This window comes from Thermodesulfovibrio sp. Kuro-1, assembly GCF_006538445.1.
Taxonomy (GTDB): Bacteria; Nitrospirota; Thermodesulfovibrionia; order Thermodesulfovibrionales; family Thermodesulfovibrionaceae; genus Thermodesulfovibrio; species Thermodesulfovibrio yellowstonii.
This window is the reverse complement of record NZ_BJKS01000004.1, coordinates 183,860-199,593: the sequence shown is the minus strand read 5'-3', so window position 1 is coordinate 199,593 and position 15,734 is coordinate 183,860. Positions and strand designations below refer to the sequence as shown.

13 protein-coding genes and 1 pseudogene are annotated in these 15,734 nt (G+C 34.1%); 6 read left to right on the top strand and 8 right to left on the bottom strand.

The genetic code is table 11. From position 1 onward, the window contains the following. Positions 1-28: 28 nt before the first annotated feature. Both FLY87_RS06970 and FLY87_RS06965 read left to right on the top strand, forming a co-directional pair. Positions 29-1,198 (top strand): DNA methyltransferase, encoded by a 1,170-nt coding sequence (locus tag FLY87_RS06970; protein WP_012546859.1) that lies wholly within the window; start codon positions 29-31, stop codon positions 1,196-1,198. After that, positions 1,185-1,871 carry a BsaWI family type II restriction enzyme gene (locus FLY87_RS06965; protein WP_012545684.1) on the top strand — a complete coding sequence of 229 codons (687 nt, stop codon included), beginning with the start codon at positions 1,185-1,187 and terminating at the stop codon, positions 1,869-1,871. The genes FLY87_RS06970 and FLY87_RS06965 overlap by 14 nt, the downstream gene beginning before the upstream one ends. Positions 1,872-2,185: 314 nt before the next feature. Here FLY87_RS06965 and FLY87_RS06960 read toward each other — a convergent pair whose 3' ends face one another. Together FLY87_RS06960 and FLY87_RS06955 are read right to left on the bottom strand one after the other, a co-directional pair. Beyond that, positions 2,186-2,599, bottom strand: a complete 414-nt coding sequence (locus FLY87_RS06960; RefSeq protein WP_012545633.1) for a hypothetical protein — start codon at positions 2,597-2,599, stop codon at positions 2,186-2,188. Between the two features lie 13 nt (positions 2,600-2,612). Further along, positions 2,613-3,557, bottom strand: coding sequence for a sulfite exporter TauE/SafE family protein (locus FLY87_RS06955; protein ID WP_012546489.1), 945 nt, complete (start codon positions 3,555-3,557; stop codon positions 2,613-2,615). Between the two features lie 402 nt (positions 3,558-3,959). Between FLY87_RS06955 and FLY87_RS06950 the strand changes: the two genes are divergently transcribed. Continuing rightward, positions 3,960-4,418, top strand: a complete 459-nt coding sequence (locus FLY87_RS06950; protein WP_012545664.1) for a response regulator — start codon at positions 3,960-3,962, stop codon at positions 4,416-4,418. Between the two features lies 1 nt (position 4,419). On the opposite strand, the gene FLY87_RS06945 is transcribed toward FLY87_RS06950, so the two are convergent. Genes FLY87_RS06945 through FLY87_RS06925 form a run of 5 tightly spaced genes read right to left on the bottom strand, consistent with a single transcriptional unit; the run spans position 4,420 to position 9,969 of the window. Next, positions 4,420-5,049, bottom strand: a complete 630-nt coding sequence (locus FLY87_RS06945) for a hypothetical protein (protein WP_012545260.1) — start codon at positions 5,047-5,049, stop codon at positions 4,420-4,422. Next, complete coding sequence (locus FLY87_RS06940) at positions 5,046-5,423, bottom strand: response regulator (protein ID WP_012545156.1); 378 nt, start codon at positions 5,421-5,423, stop codon at positions 5,046-5,048. The genes FLY87_RS06945 and FLY87_RS06940 overlap by 4 nt, the downstream gene beginning before the upstream one ends. Continuing rightward, positions 5,420-7,123, bottom strand: a complete 1,704-nt coding sequence (locus FLY87_RS06935; protein ID WP_012545995.1) for a PAS domain-containing sensor histidine kinase — start codon at positions 7,121-7,123, stop codon at positions 5,420-5,422. The genes FLY87_RS06940 and FLY87_RS06935 overlap by 4 nt, the downstream gene beginning before the upstream one ends. 37 nt (positions 7,124-7,160) lie before the next feature. Continuing rightward, entirely contained in the window at positions 7,161-8,507 is a 1,347-nt protein-coding gene (locus FLY87_RS06930) for a sigma-54 dependent transcriptional regulator (RefSeq protein WP_012545725.1), read from the bottom strand. Continuing rightward, on the bottom strand, positions 8,500-9,969 hold the full coding sequence (locus FLY87_RS06925; RefSeq protein ID WP_012546582.1) for a sensor histidine kinase: 1,470 nt from the start codon (positions 9,967-9,969) through the stop codon (positions 8,500-8,502). Before FLY87_RS06925 ends, FLY87_RS06930 begins: the two co-directional genes overlap by 8 nt. Positions 9,970-10,165: 196 nt before the next feature. On the opposite strand from FLY87_RS06925, the pseudogene FLY87_RS06915 reads away from it, so the two are divergent. Beyond that, positions 10,166-11,794 (top strand): annotated as a pseudogene (locus FLY87_RS06915) (methyl-accepting chemotaxis protein). A 3-nt stretch (positions 11,795-11,797) separates the two neighbouring features. Beyond that, a complete protein-coding gene (locus tag FLY87_RS06910; protein WP_028842581.1) occupies positions 11,798-13,633 on the top strand; it encodes a sensor histidine kinase in 1,836 nt (611 codons plus the stop codon). 232 nt (positions 13,634-13,865) lie between these two features. On the opposite strand, the gene FLY87_RS06905 is transcribed toward FLY87_RS06910, so the two are convergent. Continuing rightward, on the bottom strand, positions 13,866-15,071 hold the full coding sequence (locus FLY87_RS06905; protein ID WP_255446984.1) for an IS110 family transposase: 1,206 nt from the start codon (positions 15,069-15,071) through the stop codon (positions 13,866-13,868). A gap of 137 nt (positions 15,072-15,208) precedes the next feature. Here FLY87_RS06905 and FLY87_RS06900 point away from each other — a divergent pair, with 137 nt between their 5' ends. Next, positions 15,209-15,523, top strand: coding sequence for a hypothetical protein (locus FLY87_RS06900; RefSeq protein ID WP_028841946.1), 315 nt, complete (start codon positions 15,209-15,211; stop codon positions 15,521-15,523). Positions 15,524-15,734: the final 211 nt, after the last annotated feature.

Genomic DNA, 15,734 nt, shown 5'->3' with positions numbered 1-15,734 from the left:
ATTGTTTTAATCAAGAGGAATAGAAAGGATGCAAAATTTTAAAAGTGTAATTTTTGCATGTACAAATAAAAGTCAAGAAGAATGTTTTGTCAGAAAACTTTTTGGCACAAACAAAATCTATAGTGATAAAGTATTGTCAATTGAAAAGGGCGACATTCTTTTTCTCCTCAACATAGATACTGACACTATTTTTGGTCCTTTTATAGCTGACTCTAAGGGAGGAAAAAATATTGTGCCTGAGGCTTGGCAGGGAAGATATCCCTATCAGGTGAAAGTTGTCACAAACGGAGAGATAAAATCATTAAAAAATGCAAAGCAAATTCTCTCAAAATTAAATATTGAATGGCAGACTCATATAGTTGACCGTAAAAAAACTCAAATTTTGCTCAATTTATTAGACAATCCTAATTTAGACCTAAGTATGATTAAGCTTCCGAAATCTGAGCAACACGAAAAACCCAGATTAGAAGCGACTACCTTGTGGGATTACCCCAAACAGAGTTATGGCAAAACCCCTAAGGGAAATAATAAATATCCAGGTGTCACACCTGCCTTTATTATATACAATCTTCTAAAAAGATACACAGAACCGGGAGACCTTGTTTTAGACCCTATGGCAGGTAGCGGAACAACTTTTGATGTATGTAGAGAAGAAGGAAGAAGATGCATAGCCTTTGATATCTCACCTACACGTTCAGAGATTATTCAAAATGACGCACGTAGTATTCCTCTTGATAATGAGTCTGTTGATATGATTTTCATTGATTCGCCATATGGAGATAACATCAGATACAATGAAAATCCAAATTGTATAGGTAAAATCTCTGCTGAAACAGAGGATTTCTATAATGAACTTGAGAAGGTTATGAAAGAATGCCATAGAGTTTTAAAACCTGGAAAGATTCTGGCATGGCTTATTGGTGACCAATGGGTAAAGAAAAAATTTACTCCGGTTGGCTTTAGAATATTTGAAAGGCTATGTAAATACTTTGAACCCGTTGATATAATCTGTGTAGTGAGAAGGGGGCAAACGTCAAATACTGGTGTTTGGTATAACCGCGCGATAAGATTTAACTTTTATTTGAGAGGGTTTAAATATCTTCATATCATGCGGAAACCCGATATAAAAACTAAAGAGAGTAAAACAAAGAGAAAAATAAATTGGACTCAATACGAAAGAAAAAATGAAGATAAATAAGCTTTTGAAGCTTTATGAAGATTACAAAGAAAAGTATGGAGATAAGGTTTACAACTATATCTCAGATTTGCTAAAAGAAGCTAAAAACATTCACAAGGAAGACTGGGAAAAATCTCCCACTCCAAACAGAGATCATGAACAGTCATGGAGGGCTTTTAAAGGTAAGAATTTAGAAAAATTAATACTTTACATAATAAAAGACCAAGTTGAAAGGCTTGGTCTGAAAATTGTAGAAGGAAATACGCTTGAGAGAAAAAGTAGTGAAAATTTAACTGAAGAATTAAACAGGGTTAAGAGGAATTTACTCATTCACTACGGAGAATTTGGTTCTCATCTTCCAGATGTTGATTTGATAATCTATAATCCAAAAAATTGCGAGGTTATTGCAGTAATATCAAGTAAAGTAACTTTGCGTGAAAGAATTGCTCAAACAGGGTATTGGAAATTAAAGCTATCCACTGATTGCGTTACAAAAAATATAAAAGTTTTCTTTATAACACCTGATGAAGATGGAACACTTACCAAGAAAATACCTGCCAAAAAAGGAAGAGCCATAGTAGAGGTTGATACTGATGGTTGTTATGTAATGAGTGATGTCAAGATTGAAGAATCAGATAAAGTAAAAAATTTTTCTAACTTCATTCAAGATTTAAAAAAGTTGCTGAACAACTAATTTTCCCTGAATTCTTTTCAAAAGAAAAAATCTGGGGAAAACACTTATTCTACTTCTAAAATCAGATAAAGAATTTTGACTTTAAACAAGGGAGGAGATTCCTCGGCTACTTCCGCAGCCTCGGAATGACGAGAAGTTTTGTCACCATAAAGGAAACTTCATTTTTGTTTTTTAGAAGTCACCTACATTGTGTTGTTAAAGATTTAATGAATTTGCTAAATGATACTCCATTGAATACACTAATTTCTGTCACCCTGACGCAAAGCCGAAGGGTCTCCTTTTCTGTTAAATTAGTTATGGTTTTTGAAATGATATCAATGTCCGCCTACATGTAAAAGTCCTGATGCAGCAAGTATTAAAATCAAGCATTCCGCCAAAGCAAATATGAAATAGGCTATATCTTTCTTTCTCAAAAAAATCGGTAGTATTCTAATATAACAAAGTATGGTTACAGCTCCGAGAAATGCTACAGGAACAAAGTTTAAAAAGTCTCCTTTTGTAACCATACTTAACCATGCCCAGCCAGCCTGAATTCCTGCAGAGGACAAATATTCATGAGCCTTTAGTTTCCAGTATTTAGGAAGGTCTGATATGGGTATCTGGGGAGAAAGTATTCCTGTAATATAAATTATGAATGTTATAATAAGCAAAAGAAGTCCTATTTTCATCCCACAGTCAAGCCATTTTGCATAGGCAATCTGTTCTTCTTTAATCTGATGTTTTGTCATTTCTTAACCTCCATTATTTCCAAATTCCAAGTCCTTTAAGCAATGCTCTTAAGCCTGCAAAAAGAAGCATTGCAATAACAATATATCTAACTATCTTTGGTTTAGCTACGGCAAGGATTCTCACTCCAACTACTGAACCAAGCATTATACCCACAATACTCGGAGCAACCATCATTGGTAGAACCGCACCATTGTTAAGATAAATCCATGCTGCAGATGTATCTGTGATTGAGAGAAGAAATTTACTTGTAGCAACAGAGACTTTTAATGGTGCTCCCATTAAAAGATTCAAAACTGGAACATTTGCCCATCCAGCACCAAGTCCAAACATACCTGCCATTATTCCAATGGCGATGAAAAGAACAAGAGCTTGTGGAGTTCTATGCACTTTCCACTCAATCTCTTTTCCTGTTGATATTTCGTGATATATACCATTTATTTTTAGTGCCTGTGAAAGAGCATCTGCTTTCTTAACTTCAGGATATTCAGATTTTTTTGCAAGAAGCATTATTGCTACAATCATAAGAATTGTTGCGCCCAAAGCAATATTGACAATGTTAGGCGGAAGAGCAAGTCCTATCATAGCACCAACTATGGCAGAAGCTGAAGCAATAAGAGCGAGAGGTATTGCTAACCTTAAATCTGCAAAGCCTCTTTTTAAGAGTCCCGGTCCTGCAGCAAGGGCACCTGCCAGGGCAACAAAAAGTCCAGCACCTCTTACAAAATCCATATTAAACGGGAAGAAACCACCAACTATTGGAACAAAAAGAACACCGCCTCCGACTCCACCTAATACAGCCAAAACTCCGAGTATAAATGTAACAACAAACAAAATAAGGGGCCATGCCCACCATGGCATAGAACTGTCTGAAGGAGTTATTGTATCAGCAAAAACTGGCGAAACAGCAAGCAGAGAAAAGACTAAAAGAATAAGCAAACTCAGAGACCTTATGTTCATTCTAACCTCCTAATGTTTTAGATGTAAGATTATAAAATTATTACATAAATGAATGGGAAAAAGGTTATTATAATTTTTTATAGCCAGATAATTTATAATTGCTTTACATTTTTTTGCAGTTTTTTTATTATTATGTAAAGAACGAGACTGTTCAATAATTAAGGGTCATCCCGAGGGCTTTGCCCGAGGGATCTCTTCCTTTAACCGAGGAGATTCCTCGTCGCTAACACTCCTCGGAATGACACTTTGATTGTCACCCTGAGCGTAAGCAAAGGGTTTCCTCCTTTGGAGGCGAGGAATGACAGTTAGAGGTAATTAAGAGATCTAAGGACTTGTGGTTCATTGATTTTCAATAAACTACAAGTTTTTGAACAGTCTCTAAAGAATATCCAGGAGGTAAAAATGGGAAGGCAGATGAGAGTTTTACTTGTAGATGATGAAGTAGAGTTTGTAAAAACTCTTGCCAAAAGACTTGAGATGCGGGAACTTAAACCAGATACAGCATACAGTGGTGAGGAAGCAATAAAATATGCAGAAGAACAGGAACCAGATGTTATTGTTCTTGACTTGCGCATGCCCGGAATGGACGGAATTGAGGTTTTAAGACAGATCAGACAGGCATATCCAACAACGCAGGTTATTATTCTAACTGCTCATGGAACAGAAAAAGATAAGGAAGAAGCAGAAAAACTCGGAGCTTATGAATTTTTGAGAAAACCCGTTGATATTGAAACTTTAATGGACAAAATCAAGGGTGCTTATCAGAGAAAGCTTGAGCTTACAATGTCTGCAATTGCCTTTGCTGAAGAGGGTGAATTTGACACAGCAAGAAAAATAATGGAAAACAAGGAAGAAAAATAATTTAAATAGGTATTTCTATAGTAACTGTTTTATCGTTGCATGTAATTTTTATATTGGTAAGTAATAGTATTTCTTGAACTGTTGAAATTTGCCATATTTCTTGTGTGATATTTTCTGTAAACTCGCCCTCATATTTTACTGTTAATCTGATGAAGCCATTTTCTTTGTTAGCTGTTACAATGATATTTGTATCAGGTTTAGATTTCTTCAAAAAGCTATCTACTGCATAAAATATTGCAAATTCCAGTATAAATGGTGAATTTTCAATATCAGGTAGGGATGAGGGTAAATCATATTTTAAAGAGACTTTTTTTCTATTGGAATATCTTTTGAGTAATTCAAATAATTCCTCAATAGCAGAGTTTAATTTAAAGGAGCTTTTAAGATTGTCCATTCTGTGAGCGAATCTGTTGAAATAGTTGATAAAATTTACACTTTTGTTTATTTGATTTTCAATTGCCTCAAGACTTTCAATAACATAGGGCATTTCTTTTTTATCAATAGATTTTTTGCCTTTACATATATCACTGATTAAACCTGCAGATTCTTTTATTAAAGCAAGATGATTGTTGATTTCATGGGTAAAATCTGCGATAATCTTGCCTACAAAAGCTAAGGGTCTTTCAATCATTCCATTTCCTCCTTTTTTAGCTTTGCGCTGTTAATTTTTGATACTAACTCTTCAATATCAACAGGTTTTATTAGATAGTCAAAAGCACCATTCTGTAAACTTTTGTTTATTCTTTCATTATCACCGTATCCTGAAAGCATAATTACCTGAATAGAAGGATTTATTTCTTTTATCCTTTTTAATACTTCAAGTCCATCTGTATCCTGTAGTCCTATATCAAGGATAATAACATCAGGTATTTGCTTTATAAATGTAATGGCTTCGGAAAAACTGGTTACTCCGTTTGCATCATATCCTCTAAGATTTAGTCTTTCAGCTAAGGTTGTAACTAATTCCTGTTCATCATCAATTATTAACAATTTGGCTTTTTTCATGTAATTTCCTCCATTTCAGGATTGACAGGCATTTCTATTGAAAAGATGCTACCTTTACCAACTTCACTCATTACTTTAATATCACCACCAAGTTTTTTTATTATTCCATAGGAAATATATAAACCCAATCCAGTGCCTTTTTTCTTTGTAGTATAAAAAGGTTCAAAAATATGCTTAAGACGATCCTTCGGAATCCCTGGACCGTTGTCTTTAATTGATATTTTTATGTGATTATCGTCAATAAGCTTTGTTTTTATCTCTATTTGTCCTCCTATATCAACCACGTCAACAGCGTTATTTATTATGTTTAATAATACCTGCTGTAATTGCCCTTTATCTGTTGTAATCTTGGGCAAATTTTCTTCAAAATCGTAAACTATTTTAATTCCTTTAGCTTGAATTTCTTTTTCTATAAATCCAATTACTTCCTGTATTGCTTCGTTTATATAAAAATCTTCTCTTGCTTTATCTATCTTTTTAGAAAAGCTTAAAAGTCTGTGAGTAATTGTCCTGCACCTTGTAACACTATCCTGTATTGAACTTATAAGCTGAATAAATCTTTCTTTATTTTGAGATATGTCTCCATACTCCAGTAAGTCTTTCATTAACCCTGCTTTCTCATTTATAATTGCCAGAGGATTGTTTATTTCATGGGCAACTCCGGCAGCAAGCCTTCCTATGGATGCAAGTTTATCAGCATGCTCAGCATTTGCTATTGCAATTTCTCTTTCGTGGTCAGCTTTATGCACTCTGTTAACAAGACTATTTATTGAACTTGTTATTACAAAAAAAATCAGTGCAATACTGAAAATACTTATTAAGGTAACTTCTTTTGTAAAAAAGGAGGGAATTTTTTCATAGGGTTTTGAACATATTGTTGTTACAAGTATCCATGGAGTTTCTTTAATAGTTCCATATGCTATGTATGCCTGTTTTTTGTTTAGTTCTATATCATAAATCTTTATATTTTTGCTGTCTGCTTCTATGTTTAGAAAAGGAAGTTTTAAAGATTCAAGAGCATTACCAAAAAGCTTTGAATTGGTCTGAAGTATTTTGTTTCTATTTATAAGAAAAACATCATCCTGAGAACCAAGTTCAAGATTTGCTACTAATCTCTGTAAAATATCCATATTTATGGATACCCTTAAAAGTCTAAAATCGCTATTGGAAGGTAAATCTTTTTTTATAATTATTGAGAAATGTGGAATTTTTCTGTATCCAAGAAAAACATCTGTTACATATTCTGTCCTTAATGTCATATCTTTAAACCATTCTGTCTGAGAATAATCTTTGCCTTTCAGTTGATAGGGTCCTACATATAAAGTTTGTATACCTTTGCTATTAACTATTCCCATATCAACAATCCCTTCAAACTCTCTTTTGAAGTCAGAGTAAATCTTATAAAATTTCTTTTCATTGGTAAAATAGTCTTCGGGATAGGAACTTATAATAAATTTAAGAGCAGAAATTCTCTCAGAAATAAAAAATTCAAGGGAATGTCTTGTTTCCTGCATCTGCCATTTCAGATTATTTCTAAATTCGTCATGAACTATTTGATATATCCATAAATAGGTAATAGTTACTACAATACCAAGGGGAATAATGGCAAAAAATGTGTTAAGCAAAATAAGTCTGAATTTAAGATAAAAATATCTATCTTCGGTAAGTTTTGTTAGAAATTGTCTGAGAGGATTAAACATTTTTTAAATTATAGCAGATTTTAGAAATAAGGGGAAATTAATTTTCAATCCCGTAATTTTTTAATTTTCTCCAAAGTGATACTCTGTCAATTCCAAGGATTTGTGCTGCCACTGTTTTATTATTACCCACTTCTCTTAAAATCCATTTTATATACTCCTTTTCCAGTTCTTCTAAGGACATAAATTTACCTTCTTTTTTGGTAAATACCTCTATTTTTAGTTCTTTTAAATCCTGTGGAAGGTGTTCAACGTCAATTTGTGAGGAATTACATAGGACAACAGCCCTTTCTATGATATTTTCAAGCTCTCTCACATTTCCCGGGTATTCGTAGTTAACAAGAAGATTAATTGCTTCTTCTGAAACCCCAGTTATTTCCTTTTTCATGAGTAAAGAGTATTTTTTTGAGAAATAGGCAACTAAGAGAGGAATGTCATCTTTTCTTTCTCTTAAGGGAGGTATTTCTATATTAACAACATTTAATCTATAGTAGAGGTCCTCCCTGAATTTTCCATTTTTGACTTCCTCTTTAATGTCTCTGTTTGTTGCTGCTATGAATCTCACATCAACTTTTATTGGCTCAGTTGCACCAAGTCTGAAGAACTCTCTCTCCTGAATCACTCTTAAAAGTTTAGCCTGCATGGTTAAGGACATCTCTGTTATCTCATCAAGAAATAAACTGCCTGAGGATGCCATTTCAATTAAGCCTTTTTTTAGAGCATTAGCTCCTGTAAATGCTCCCTTTTCATGTCCAAAAAGTTCATTGCTGAGAAGTTCTTCAGAGAAGGCTCCACAATTTACTGCAAGAAAAGGTCCTTTTTTTCTTAAGGAATTCAGATGAATATATCTTGCAAAGAGTTCTTTACCTGTTCCGCTTTCTCCAGTAATAAGAACATTGCAATCGGTTGGTGCAATCTGACGGGCTATTTCAAGAAGTTTTAACATTTTGCTATTCTGGGTAATTATGTTGACTTTTTCGTGAAAATCAAGTTGTTGGCGAAGCTGTTTTACCTCTTTCTTCAGCTTCACTTTTTCAGAGGCTTCCAGTATAATCTTGCGAATGATGTCTAATTTAAAAGGTTTTGCAATGTAGTAGAAAGCTCCTTGTTTCATTGCAGTAACAGCATTTTCAACAGTAGCATATCCTGTTATCATAATGACCTCTGTATCAGGATAAAGAGCTTTACACTTTCTTAATATTTCAAATCCATCAACTTTCTCCATTTTAATGTCAGTTAATACAATATCAAACTCCTGCTTTTCAATAAGTTTTAAAGCTTCTACTCCACTGTCAGTACCTGTAACATCGTATCCTTCTTTCTTTAAGACATGTTCAAGATTTTTTAAAGTTATTTTTTCGTCATCTATGACAAGAACTTTAATCATTTCCATTTCTTGGAAGCATTATTATAAAAGTCGTTCCTTTACCTAAAGTGCTATCAACACAGATGCAACCATTGTGGTCTTTAATCAATTCCTGCGCTATAAACAATCCCAACCCCGAGCCTTTGTTTTCCTTTGTGGTGAAAAATGGCTCAAATATTCTAAGTAAATTTGCTGTATCTATTCCGGGACCAGTGTCTTTAATTTCAATACAGATAAACTCCTTATTGCATGGCATTTCACCAATGCATTTTCCTTCTTCCTTTAAAATGAAATATCTATCAAATGCTTCCTGACTGTAAGAATAAGCTTTTATGCTTACTTTTCCCTCTTCTCCTGATGCCTGTATGGCATTCTTAATGATATTGATGAGAACTTGTTGGATTCTTTGTTTGTCCGCATAGATTGAAAGATTATCCTCTATATCAACGGATAGTTTTACTTTTGTAGGTATTTCTCCTTTAATTAAAAGGATTGTGTCATCTATTAACTTGTTGGCAGGAATATTTTCTTTTGTCAGTTCCTTTCTTCTTGAAAAATCAAGAACTGTTCTTATGATATTTTTAGCTCTCTCTGTCTGTGATTCAATTGCCTGAAGAAGTTCTTTTTTATATTCCATATCTGAATCTTCAATTTCTTCAATCAATATCTGACAGGAAGTTGAAATATTTGATAAGGGATTGTTAAGCTCATGGGCAATTCCTGACAAAAGAGTGCCAAGAGAAGAAAGTTTCTCTGCCTGTATAAGTTGCTTTTGTTTTGACTCAAGTTCTTTGAGAAGTTTATTAAAGGCATTGACAAGAGATATAATCTCTTTGTCATGAGATTTAGTCTGAATTTGATATACCTTCCCTTCTGCTAACTCTTTTATCTGACTTTCAAGATGTTTCAATGTTCCAGAAATAAGTTTTGTAAAACCTAATCCAAAAAAAATAAAGGGAATAACAAAAAATATAATTATCACAAAAATGCTATATTTTAAAATGTTGTTCAGACTGTCTTTTATTATTTTGCGTTCAGTAGTTTTAATATTTTCTGCAATATGTGTAAGGAGTTTGCCTTTTTCTCTAATTGATTTTTCAAGCGCATAGGCAGAGGGTGAGTTAATTTTTCCCTTTAACTGTAACATCAATTCTTCATAACTTTGAAGAGTTTCAGAAAATTCTTTTATTGCATTTTCTATTTTCAACCCTTCAAATTTGTTATTTTTTATGAAATCTTTGACATTTTTTATATATTCCAGATTTTCATTGTAGTCTGATTCGTTTTTATAGAGAAAAAAGTTTTTTTCAGTTCTTCTAATTTCCTGCATTGTTTCAAATAAGTTTGAGATATTTTCCTCAAGCTCTATCTTTTGTTTAACTATCCATACATCAGACAAAAGAATCATTGACAATCCAATGGTCACAGCTATTCCTGAAATATAAAAAAGCATAATCTTCTGTGCAATACTTTTAGGAAACATAGTATAATTTAAATTAACTGCATTGCAAAATGCAACAAATAGTTTATTTTTGAAACAAGCTCGATTAATCTCAATAGTTAATTTTTCAGAAAAGAACATCAATTTATTTTTTGGCATAAAAAATGCAAAAAGGCAAAGCAGACCTTTATTAAGATATATTTAGGGCATTTTCATTAATATATGAGGAGGTTTTGTTATGAGGGTTAAGGACATTAAAATGGGTTTTCGTCTGGGATTGGGTTTTGGGGGTATTCTTTTTATTACTGTTATTATTGTCTTTATCGGTTTATTTAATGTCCAGAAGGTACAAGCTTTGCTTTTCACGGTTGTGAATGATGATGTTAAAAAGCTGGAACTTGCTGAAAATATGAAAGAAATAATTCAAGAAGAAGCTATTGATTTAAGAAATATTCTTTTACTTAAAAATTCAACCGAGAAAGAAATGAATGTAAAAAAAGTAAACTCAGAAAAGGAGAAATTTAGGGAACTTCTTTCAGAACTCAAAAAACAGTGTAGTAGTAGCGAAGCAAAGACATTACTACAAAAGATTGAAGAGGATTGCAAGACAAGAGAAATTTTGATAAACAAAAGCATTCAGCTTGCTCTTGATAATAAAACAGTAGAAGCGGCCAATCTCCTTGAAAAGGAGCTTAGGGATGTAGGTAAAAAATGCAGAGACGATATAAATGGTCTTCTTACTTATATAGATGATAAGGAAAATAAAGATATACAGGAGGAGGATAAAGTATTTCGCAAGGAGCGAAACATAGAGTTTGCTCTCAGCGGAGTGGCTGTAATTTTCGGTATAGCATTTGCATTTTATACCATCAAAGGAATTACCAGTCCTGTTTCAGAATTGAAAGAAAAACTTTCAAGAATTGCCGAGGGGGATTTCATTGTAGATATAAAATCTGACAGAAAAGATGAAATCGGAGAACTTCTCAATTCAGTAGATTCAATGAGGTTAAAGCTCAAGGAAAATATGCTCAGAATTCTTGACGCCTCCAATCAACTCTCTTCTGCTTCTGAGGAGCTATCTGCTACGGTTCTTCAAATGGCAAAAAGGGTAGATGAGCAGGCAACAAAGACAAATCAGGTGGCAACAGCAAGCACAGAAATGTCTCAGACTGTTCTGGATATTGCAAAAAATGCATCAAATATTGCCTCTGCAGCTACAGATGCATTGAATGTTGCAGAGGAAGGCAAAGATGTGGTAAATAGGACTGTTACTGAGGTCAAGGAAATAGCAAATAAGGTTTCAGAAACCTCCTATGTTATTCAGTCTCTTGGAGAACAATCAAAGCAGATAGGAGAGGTTGTTAATATGATAAAGGAAATCGCTGACCAGACAAATCTTCTTGCTCTCAATGCAGCAATTGAAGCTGCAAGGGCAGGGGAGCAGGGAAAAGGTTTTGCAGTAGTTGCTGATGAGGTCAGAAAGCTTGCTGAAAGGACAACAAAAGCAACAGAATAGATAAGTGAGACTATAAAAACTATACAGAATGAGACGGTTGTTGCTGTATCCGCAATGCAGGAAAGTCTTCAAAAGGTGGAAACAGGAGTTAGCCTTTCAAAAGAGGCTGAAAATGCATTGCTCAAGATAGTCAACAGTGTTAATAGCCTTCAGTCTATGGTTCAACAGATAGCCTCAGCAACAGAGGAGATGTCTATGGTCTCCGAACAGATAAGCGGTGACATCGCTGTTGTGGCAGATGTTTCAAAGGAAACAGCATTGGCTTCTGAACAGATTGCCCAAGCATCTCAAGACCTTGCAAAGTTATCTATGGATTTAAAAAATATTGTCAGTCAGTTCAGAATGGAGTAAGCCATGAAATTCTCTCATCTTAGCATAAGAACTAAGATATTCCTGTCGATTATAATTGTAGTTCTTGTAGTATTCATAGACACTTTTTATATCACTTTTTACAGGAGTGAACAGGCAATTGTTAAGCAGGCAAAGGAGGATAATCTGCAACTTCTTAGTAACTGGATTTTAAACATCAATAATGAGATAACTTACACTGAAAAAATAATGGACTTAATTGCTATTGAAATTGACAAGGATAAAAATTTAGAGGAACAAGTTGAGATAATTAAAAAGAAATGCAGCAGGTTTTATGCATTTTTCGCATTTGATTCTAACGGCGGAATTGTTTTTAGGTCTGACCATAGTAAGATTGATTTCAATCCTTCAATGGTTTATAAATCTTTAAAAGATGGATATCCGGAGTTTCTTAATTTAAAAAAATCTTTTATATTTGCACCTTCTAATTCGGCATTAAGGGATTATGTATTTGTTTTTACACCCTTCATAAAGATAGGAGATGACGAAAATAGGAAAAATGTAGTTATAGCGGGGGCTATAAAAAAGGACTATCTGTTTAGAGAGTTTAAGGACTTTTCTAATTCAAATCCCGAAGGCTCAGAATGGATTATTTCAGAGAGGGGAAATATCATCTGGGGAAGAGATAAGACATTAATTGGTAAAAGACTTCAGGAAGTTCAAAATTATTTTCATGTAAACATAGATAAGCTACATGAATCTCTACTTCAAAGGAAAGAAGGGGCGATTTCTTATGAGTGGCAGGGGAAAACAAATCTTATAGTATATAAACATATGGAAAATCCTGCCTGGAGCATGATTTTAGTTTTCAATAACATCCAGGGTATAGAAACATTGGAGAAATTTAAAAAATATCTAATAGGTATTATTTTATTTAACATGTTTTTTGCAGTAGTTCTGGCAAAACTTTTAGCTCAAGGAATTACAAAGCCTATAGAAGGGCTTATTAAAGAGGCATCTAAACTTGAAAGAGGTGATTACAATCTCTCACTTCCAGTACATAGAAAAGATGAAATCGGTGTTCTCGCAAAAGCTCTTAAAAAAGCTATAGAGGAGATACAGAGAAGGCAAGAAGCTGAGAAAAATCTTCAATTTCAACTCTTAAATGAGCATAAACTTGCTGAAGTGGGACAGCTTGTAGCAGGATTGGTTCACAATCTCAATAATCCATTGAATGGAATTCATGGTTTTGCTCAGTTGCTAAAGATGAAAAATTCTGATAATGCTGAAATGTGTGATATGATTCTTTCTGCTACTGAAAATATGAAAAATATTATAAAAAATGTTTTAAGCAAAACTCGCTTAGAACAATCAACACAGGAAATTCCAGTAGATTTAAATAAAGTATTATCTGTTGAACTTGATTTTCTTCAGGCAGACATGTTTTTTAAACATGAGGTTGAAAAATTTATTGAATTGGATAAGTCTTTACCTTTAATAAAAGGAGTTTACAGCGATTTCAGCCAGAGTTTCAGTAATATAATTAAGAATGCTCTTGATGCAATGCGAAATACAGATAAAAAGAAATTAACTGTAAAAACATACTTTGCAGACAATTATATACATGTACAAATTAGTGATACTGGGGAAGGAATTCCTGAAAAAAATATAAAATATATATTTGAACCATATTTTACAACTAAACGTTATATAGAAGAAGGGCAGGAAAGCAGACCTGCAGGCACAGGACTTGGTTTGTACATGGTACAAGAACTTTTGAAGAAATACAACGCAGAATATGATATCCAGAGCAAAGTTGGAGAAGGAACAACTTTTACAATTAAATTCCCCTATGCAAAGCAGAATAATAAACAAGTATAAAAATATTTTGTGACAATATGAAAAATCAAAGTTATTCAGTAAGAGGCTGTTCAATTATTAAAGGTCATTCCGAGCACCCTCAATGGGTGCGAGGAATCTGAGTCGTAGGTCCACCCTGAGGCAAAGCCGAAGGGTCGCCTCCTTAAATCGGAGATAAGGAGATTCATCGCAGACCCTTCGCCTACGGCTCAAGACTCGCTTCGCTCGGCTCGGAATGTTCCGTGTTCTTTTGTCAAGTGCTTTTTACCAAACTGGGATTGAATTCTTTCCCACTTCTCAATACTCCAAAACACTGCCTGAGCAACTTATGCCCCACTGCCACCAATGCCAACTTCTTTGACTTCCCTTTTTTCAATAATCTCTCATATAATCCCTTGCAATATACATTCACCCTTATCGCTGACAGTGTACACATATAAAAAACCTTCCTCACATAACTGTTGCCCCTCTTCATTATGCTTCCCCTCCCCCTCACTGTATCTCCACTCTCATACGGCGAGGGACATATCCCTACAAAACTCCCTACTTCCTTCGCTCTGCTAAAACCCTCAAATCCCCTAAGCATTGATACTACTACACTTATCGCTCTGTCACTTATCCCAGGTATGCTCTCAAGTAATTCCCTCTGCTTCTTAAATTTTTCCCTGCAAAGCTTCTGTATTTCTTTCTCTACCTTTTTCATGCTACTGCTCAGTGCCTTTATTATCCCATCATAATACCTTAGCACTTTCTTGATGCCTTCCATAGGAACATGGCTCAATGCTTCCCTCTGGTTCTTAACCATGTTTATCTGCCTCTGAAAATCATCAAGTAACCTCAACCGGGTTTCTATTTGCTTCTGAGCCTCTGTCTTAGGTCTATATAGCTTCCCATCAAAAAATTGCCTCCCATACTCAGCTATCACTATGGAGTCTACTTTGTCTGTCTTTGCTCTCTTGCCCTTTGCCTCAAAAAATTTCCTCATTAAATAAGGATTAATCACTCCTACATTATATCCACTCTCATACAGATAATGAGCCAATCTTAGATGATAGACCCCTGTATGCTCCATAACAATTAGTAACTCCGATTTTTCTATCTCTTTCAAATGCCTATTCAATTCCTTCTCAAATTCCTCTGGACAATATAAGCTCTTAAACGTTACTGTAGTGTCTCCATTGAGTATCGCTGCATTAAGATACTTCTTTGATACATCAATACCTATGAAAACTTTGTAAGTGCTCATTATAAACCCCTCCTTATTAGTATATTGATTTTTTCGGAGGACTTCCTTTAACCTATCATCGTGGTAAGTAATACAGGTTCCAGACCTGATGTTCCCGTTCAGGTTCAGGAAGCGCAAGGAGAGGGAGCAACATTCCGAACGGTCTTGCATGACCAATGACAACTCGCTCTTCCTCTCCTTCACTTTTACTCCTCCTCTATAATTGTAAACCATCACCACGATCTTTAACCTCCATTATTTAATATACGATGACAGATGGAGGTAATTGAAAAATTTTAGAGCTTGTAATTTATTGAATTTCAATAGGTTACAAGTTTTTGAACAGTCTCCAGTAAAAAAGGGAGGGGTAAATGTCTGAAAGCACCAATGATTTTAAAAATGTATCAAAACATATTTTACCAACATCCTCAAATCTACTGGGTTTGTGTTTTATATTAATAAGTTTTCTCAAACTATGGAAAATGGACAAAAAGATTGACTTTATTCTTGATATTTTCGTTGGAATAGCTATAATGCTTTTCCTTCTCTCAAGCATATTTTCCTATATGTCCATGCGTGCGAGAAAAAAGTCATTATTTTATGAAAAAATAGCTGATGTAATTTTCCTCATAGGTCTGTTTTTTATAACACTTATTTCATTAATGATAACCTTTGAATTGCTATAAAAGGCTGTTCAATTACTGACTGTCATTAATATGCATAGATGGAGGAGATTCCTCGTCACTTACGCTCCTCAGAATGACAGGGAGAGTGTACCTCAGAATGACAGACTTGGAGTGTTTCTGAATTAGACAGAGGGGCGATTGAAATATAGTTTATATTTTAGTAACTTTTTAGAAATTACAGTCCTTTGAGTATTATGATTGCCATAGGCAA

Coding starts and splice junctions, on each gene's coding strand:
- FLY87_RS06955 (WP_012546489.1), bottom strand. CDS start 3,557: ATGAACATAAGGTCTCTGAGTTTGCTTATTCTTTTAGTCTTTTCTCTG.
- FLY87_RS06900 (WP_028841946.1), top strand. CDS start 15,209: ATGTCTGAAAGCACCAATGATTTTAAAAATGTATCAAAACATATTTTA.
- FLY87_RS06930 (WP_012545725.1), bottom strand. CDS start 8,507: ATGATTAAAGTTCTTGTCATAGATGACGAAAAAATAACTTTAAAAAAT.
- FLY87_RS06950 (WP_012545664.1), top strand. CDS start 3,960: ATGGGAAGGCAGATGAGAGTTTTACTTGTAGATGATGAAGTAGAGTTT.
- FLY87_RS06965 (WP_012545684.1), top strand. CDS start 1,185: ATGAAGATAAATAAGCTTTTGAAGCTTTATGAAGATTACAAAGAAAAG.
- FLY87_RS06905 (WP_255446984.1), bottom strand. CDS start 15,071: ATGGTTTACAATTATAGAGGAGGAGTAAAAGTGAAGGAGAGGAAGAGC.
- FLY87_RS06940 (WP_012545156.1), bottom strand. CDS start 5,423: ATGAAAAAAGCCAAATTGTTAATAATTGATGATGAACAGGAATTAGTT.
- FLY87_RS06960 (WP_012545633.1), bottom strand. CDS start 2,599: ATGACAAAACATCAGATTAAAGAAGAACAGATTGCCTATGCAAAATGG.
- FLY87_RS06910 (WP_028842581.1), top strand. CDS start 11,798: ATGAAATTCTCTCATCTTAGCATAAGAACTAAGATATTCCTGTCGATT.
- FLY87_RS06970 (WP_012546859.1), top strand. CDS start 29: ATGCAAAATTTTAAAAGTGTAATTTTTGCATGTACAAATAAAAGTCAA.
- FLY87_RS06935 (WP_012545995.1), bottom strand. CDS start 7,123: ATGTTTAATCCTCTCAGACAATTTCTAACAAAACTTACCGAAGATAGA.
- FLY87_RS06925 (WP_012546582.1), bottom strand. CDS start 9,969: ATGTTTCCTAAAAGTATTGCACAGAAGATTATGCTTTTTTATATTTCA.
- FLY87_RS06945 (WP_012545260.1), bottom strand. CDS start 5,049: ATGATTGAAAGACCCTTAGCTTTTGTAGGCAAGATTATCGCAGATTTT.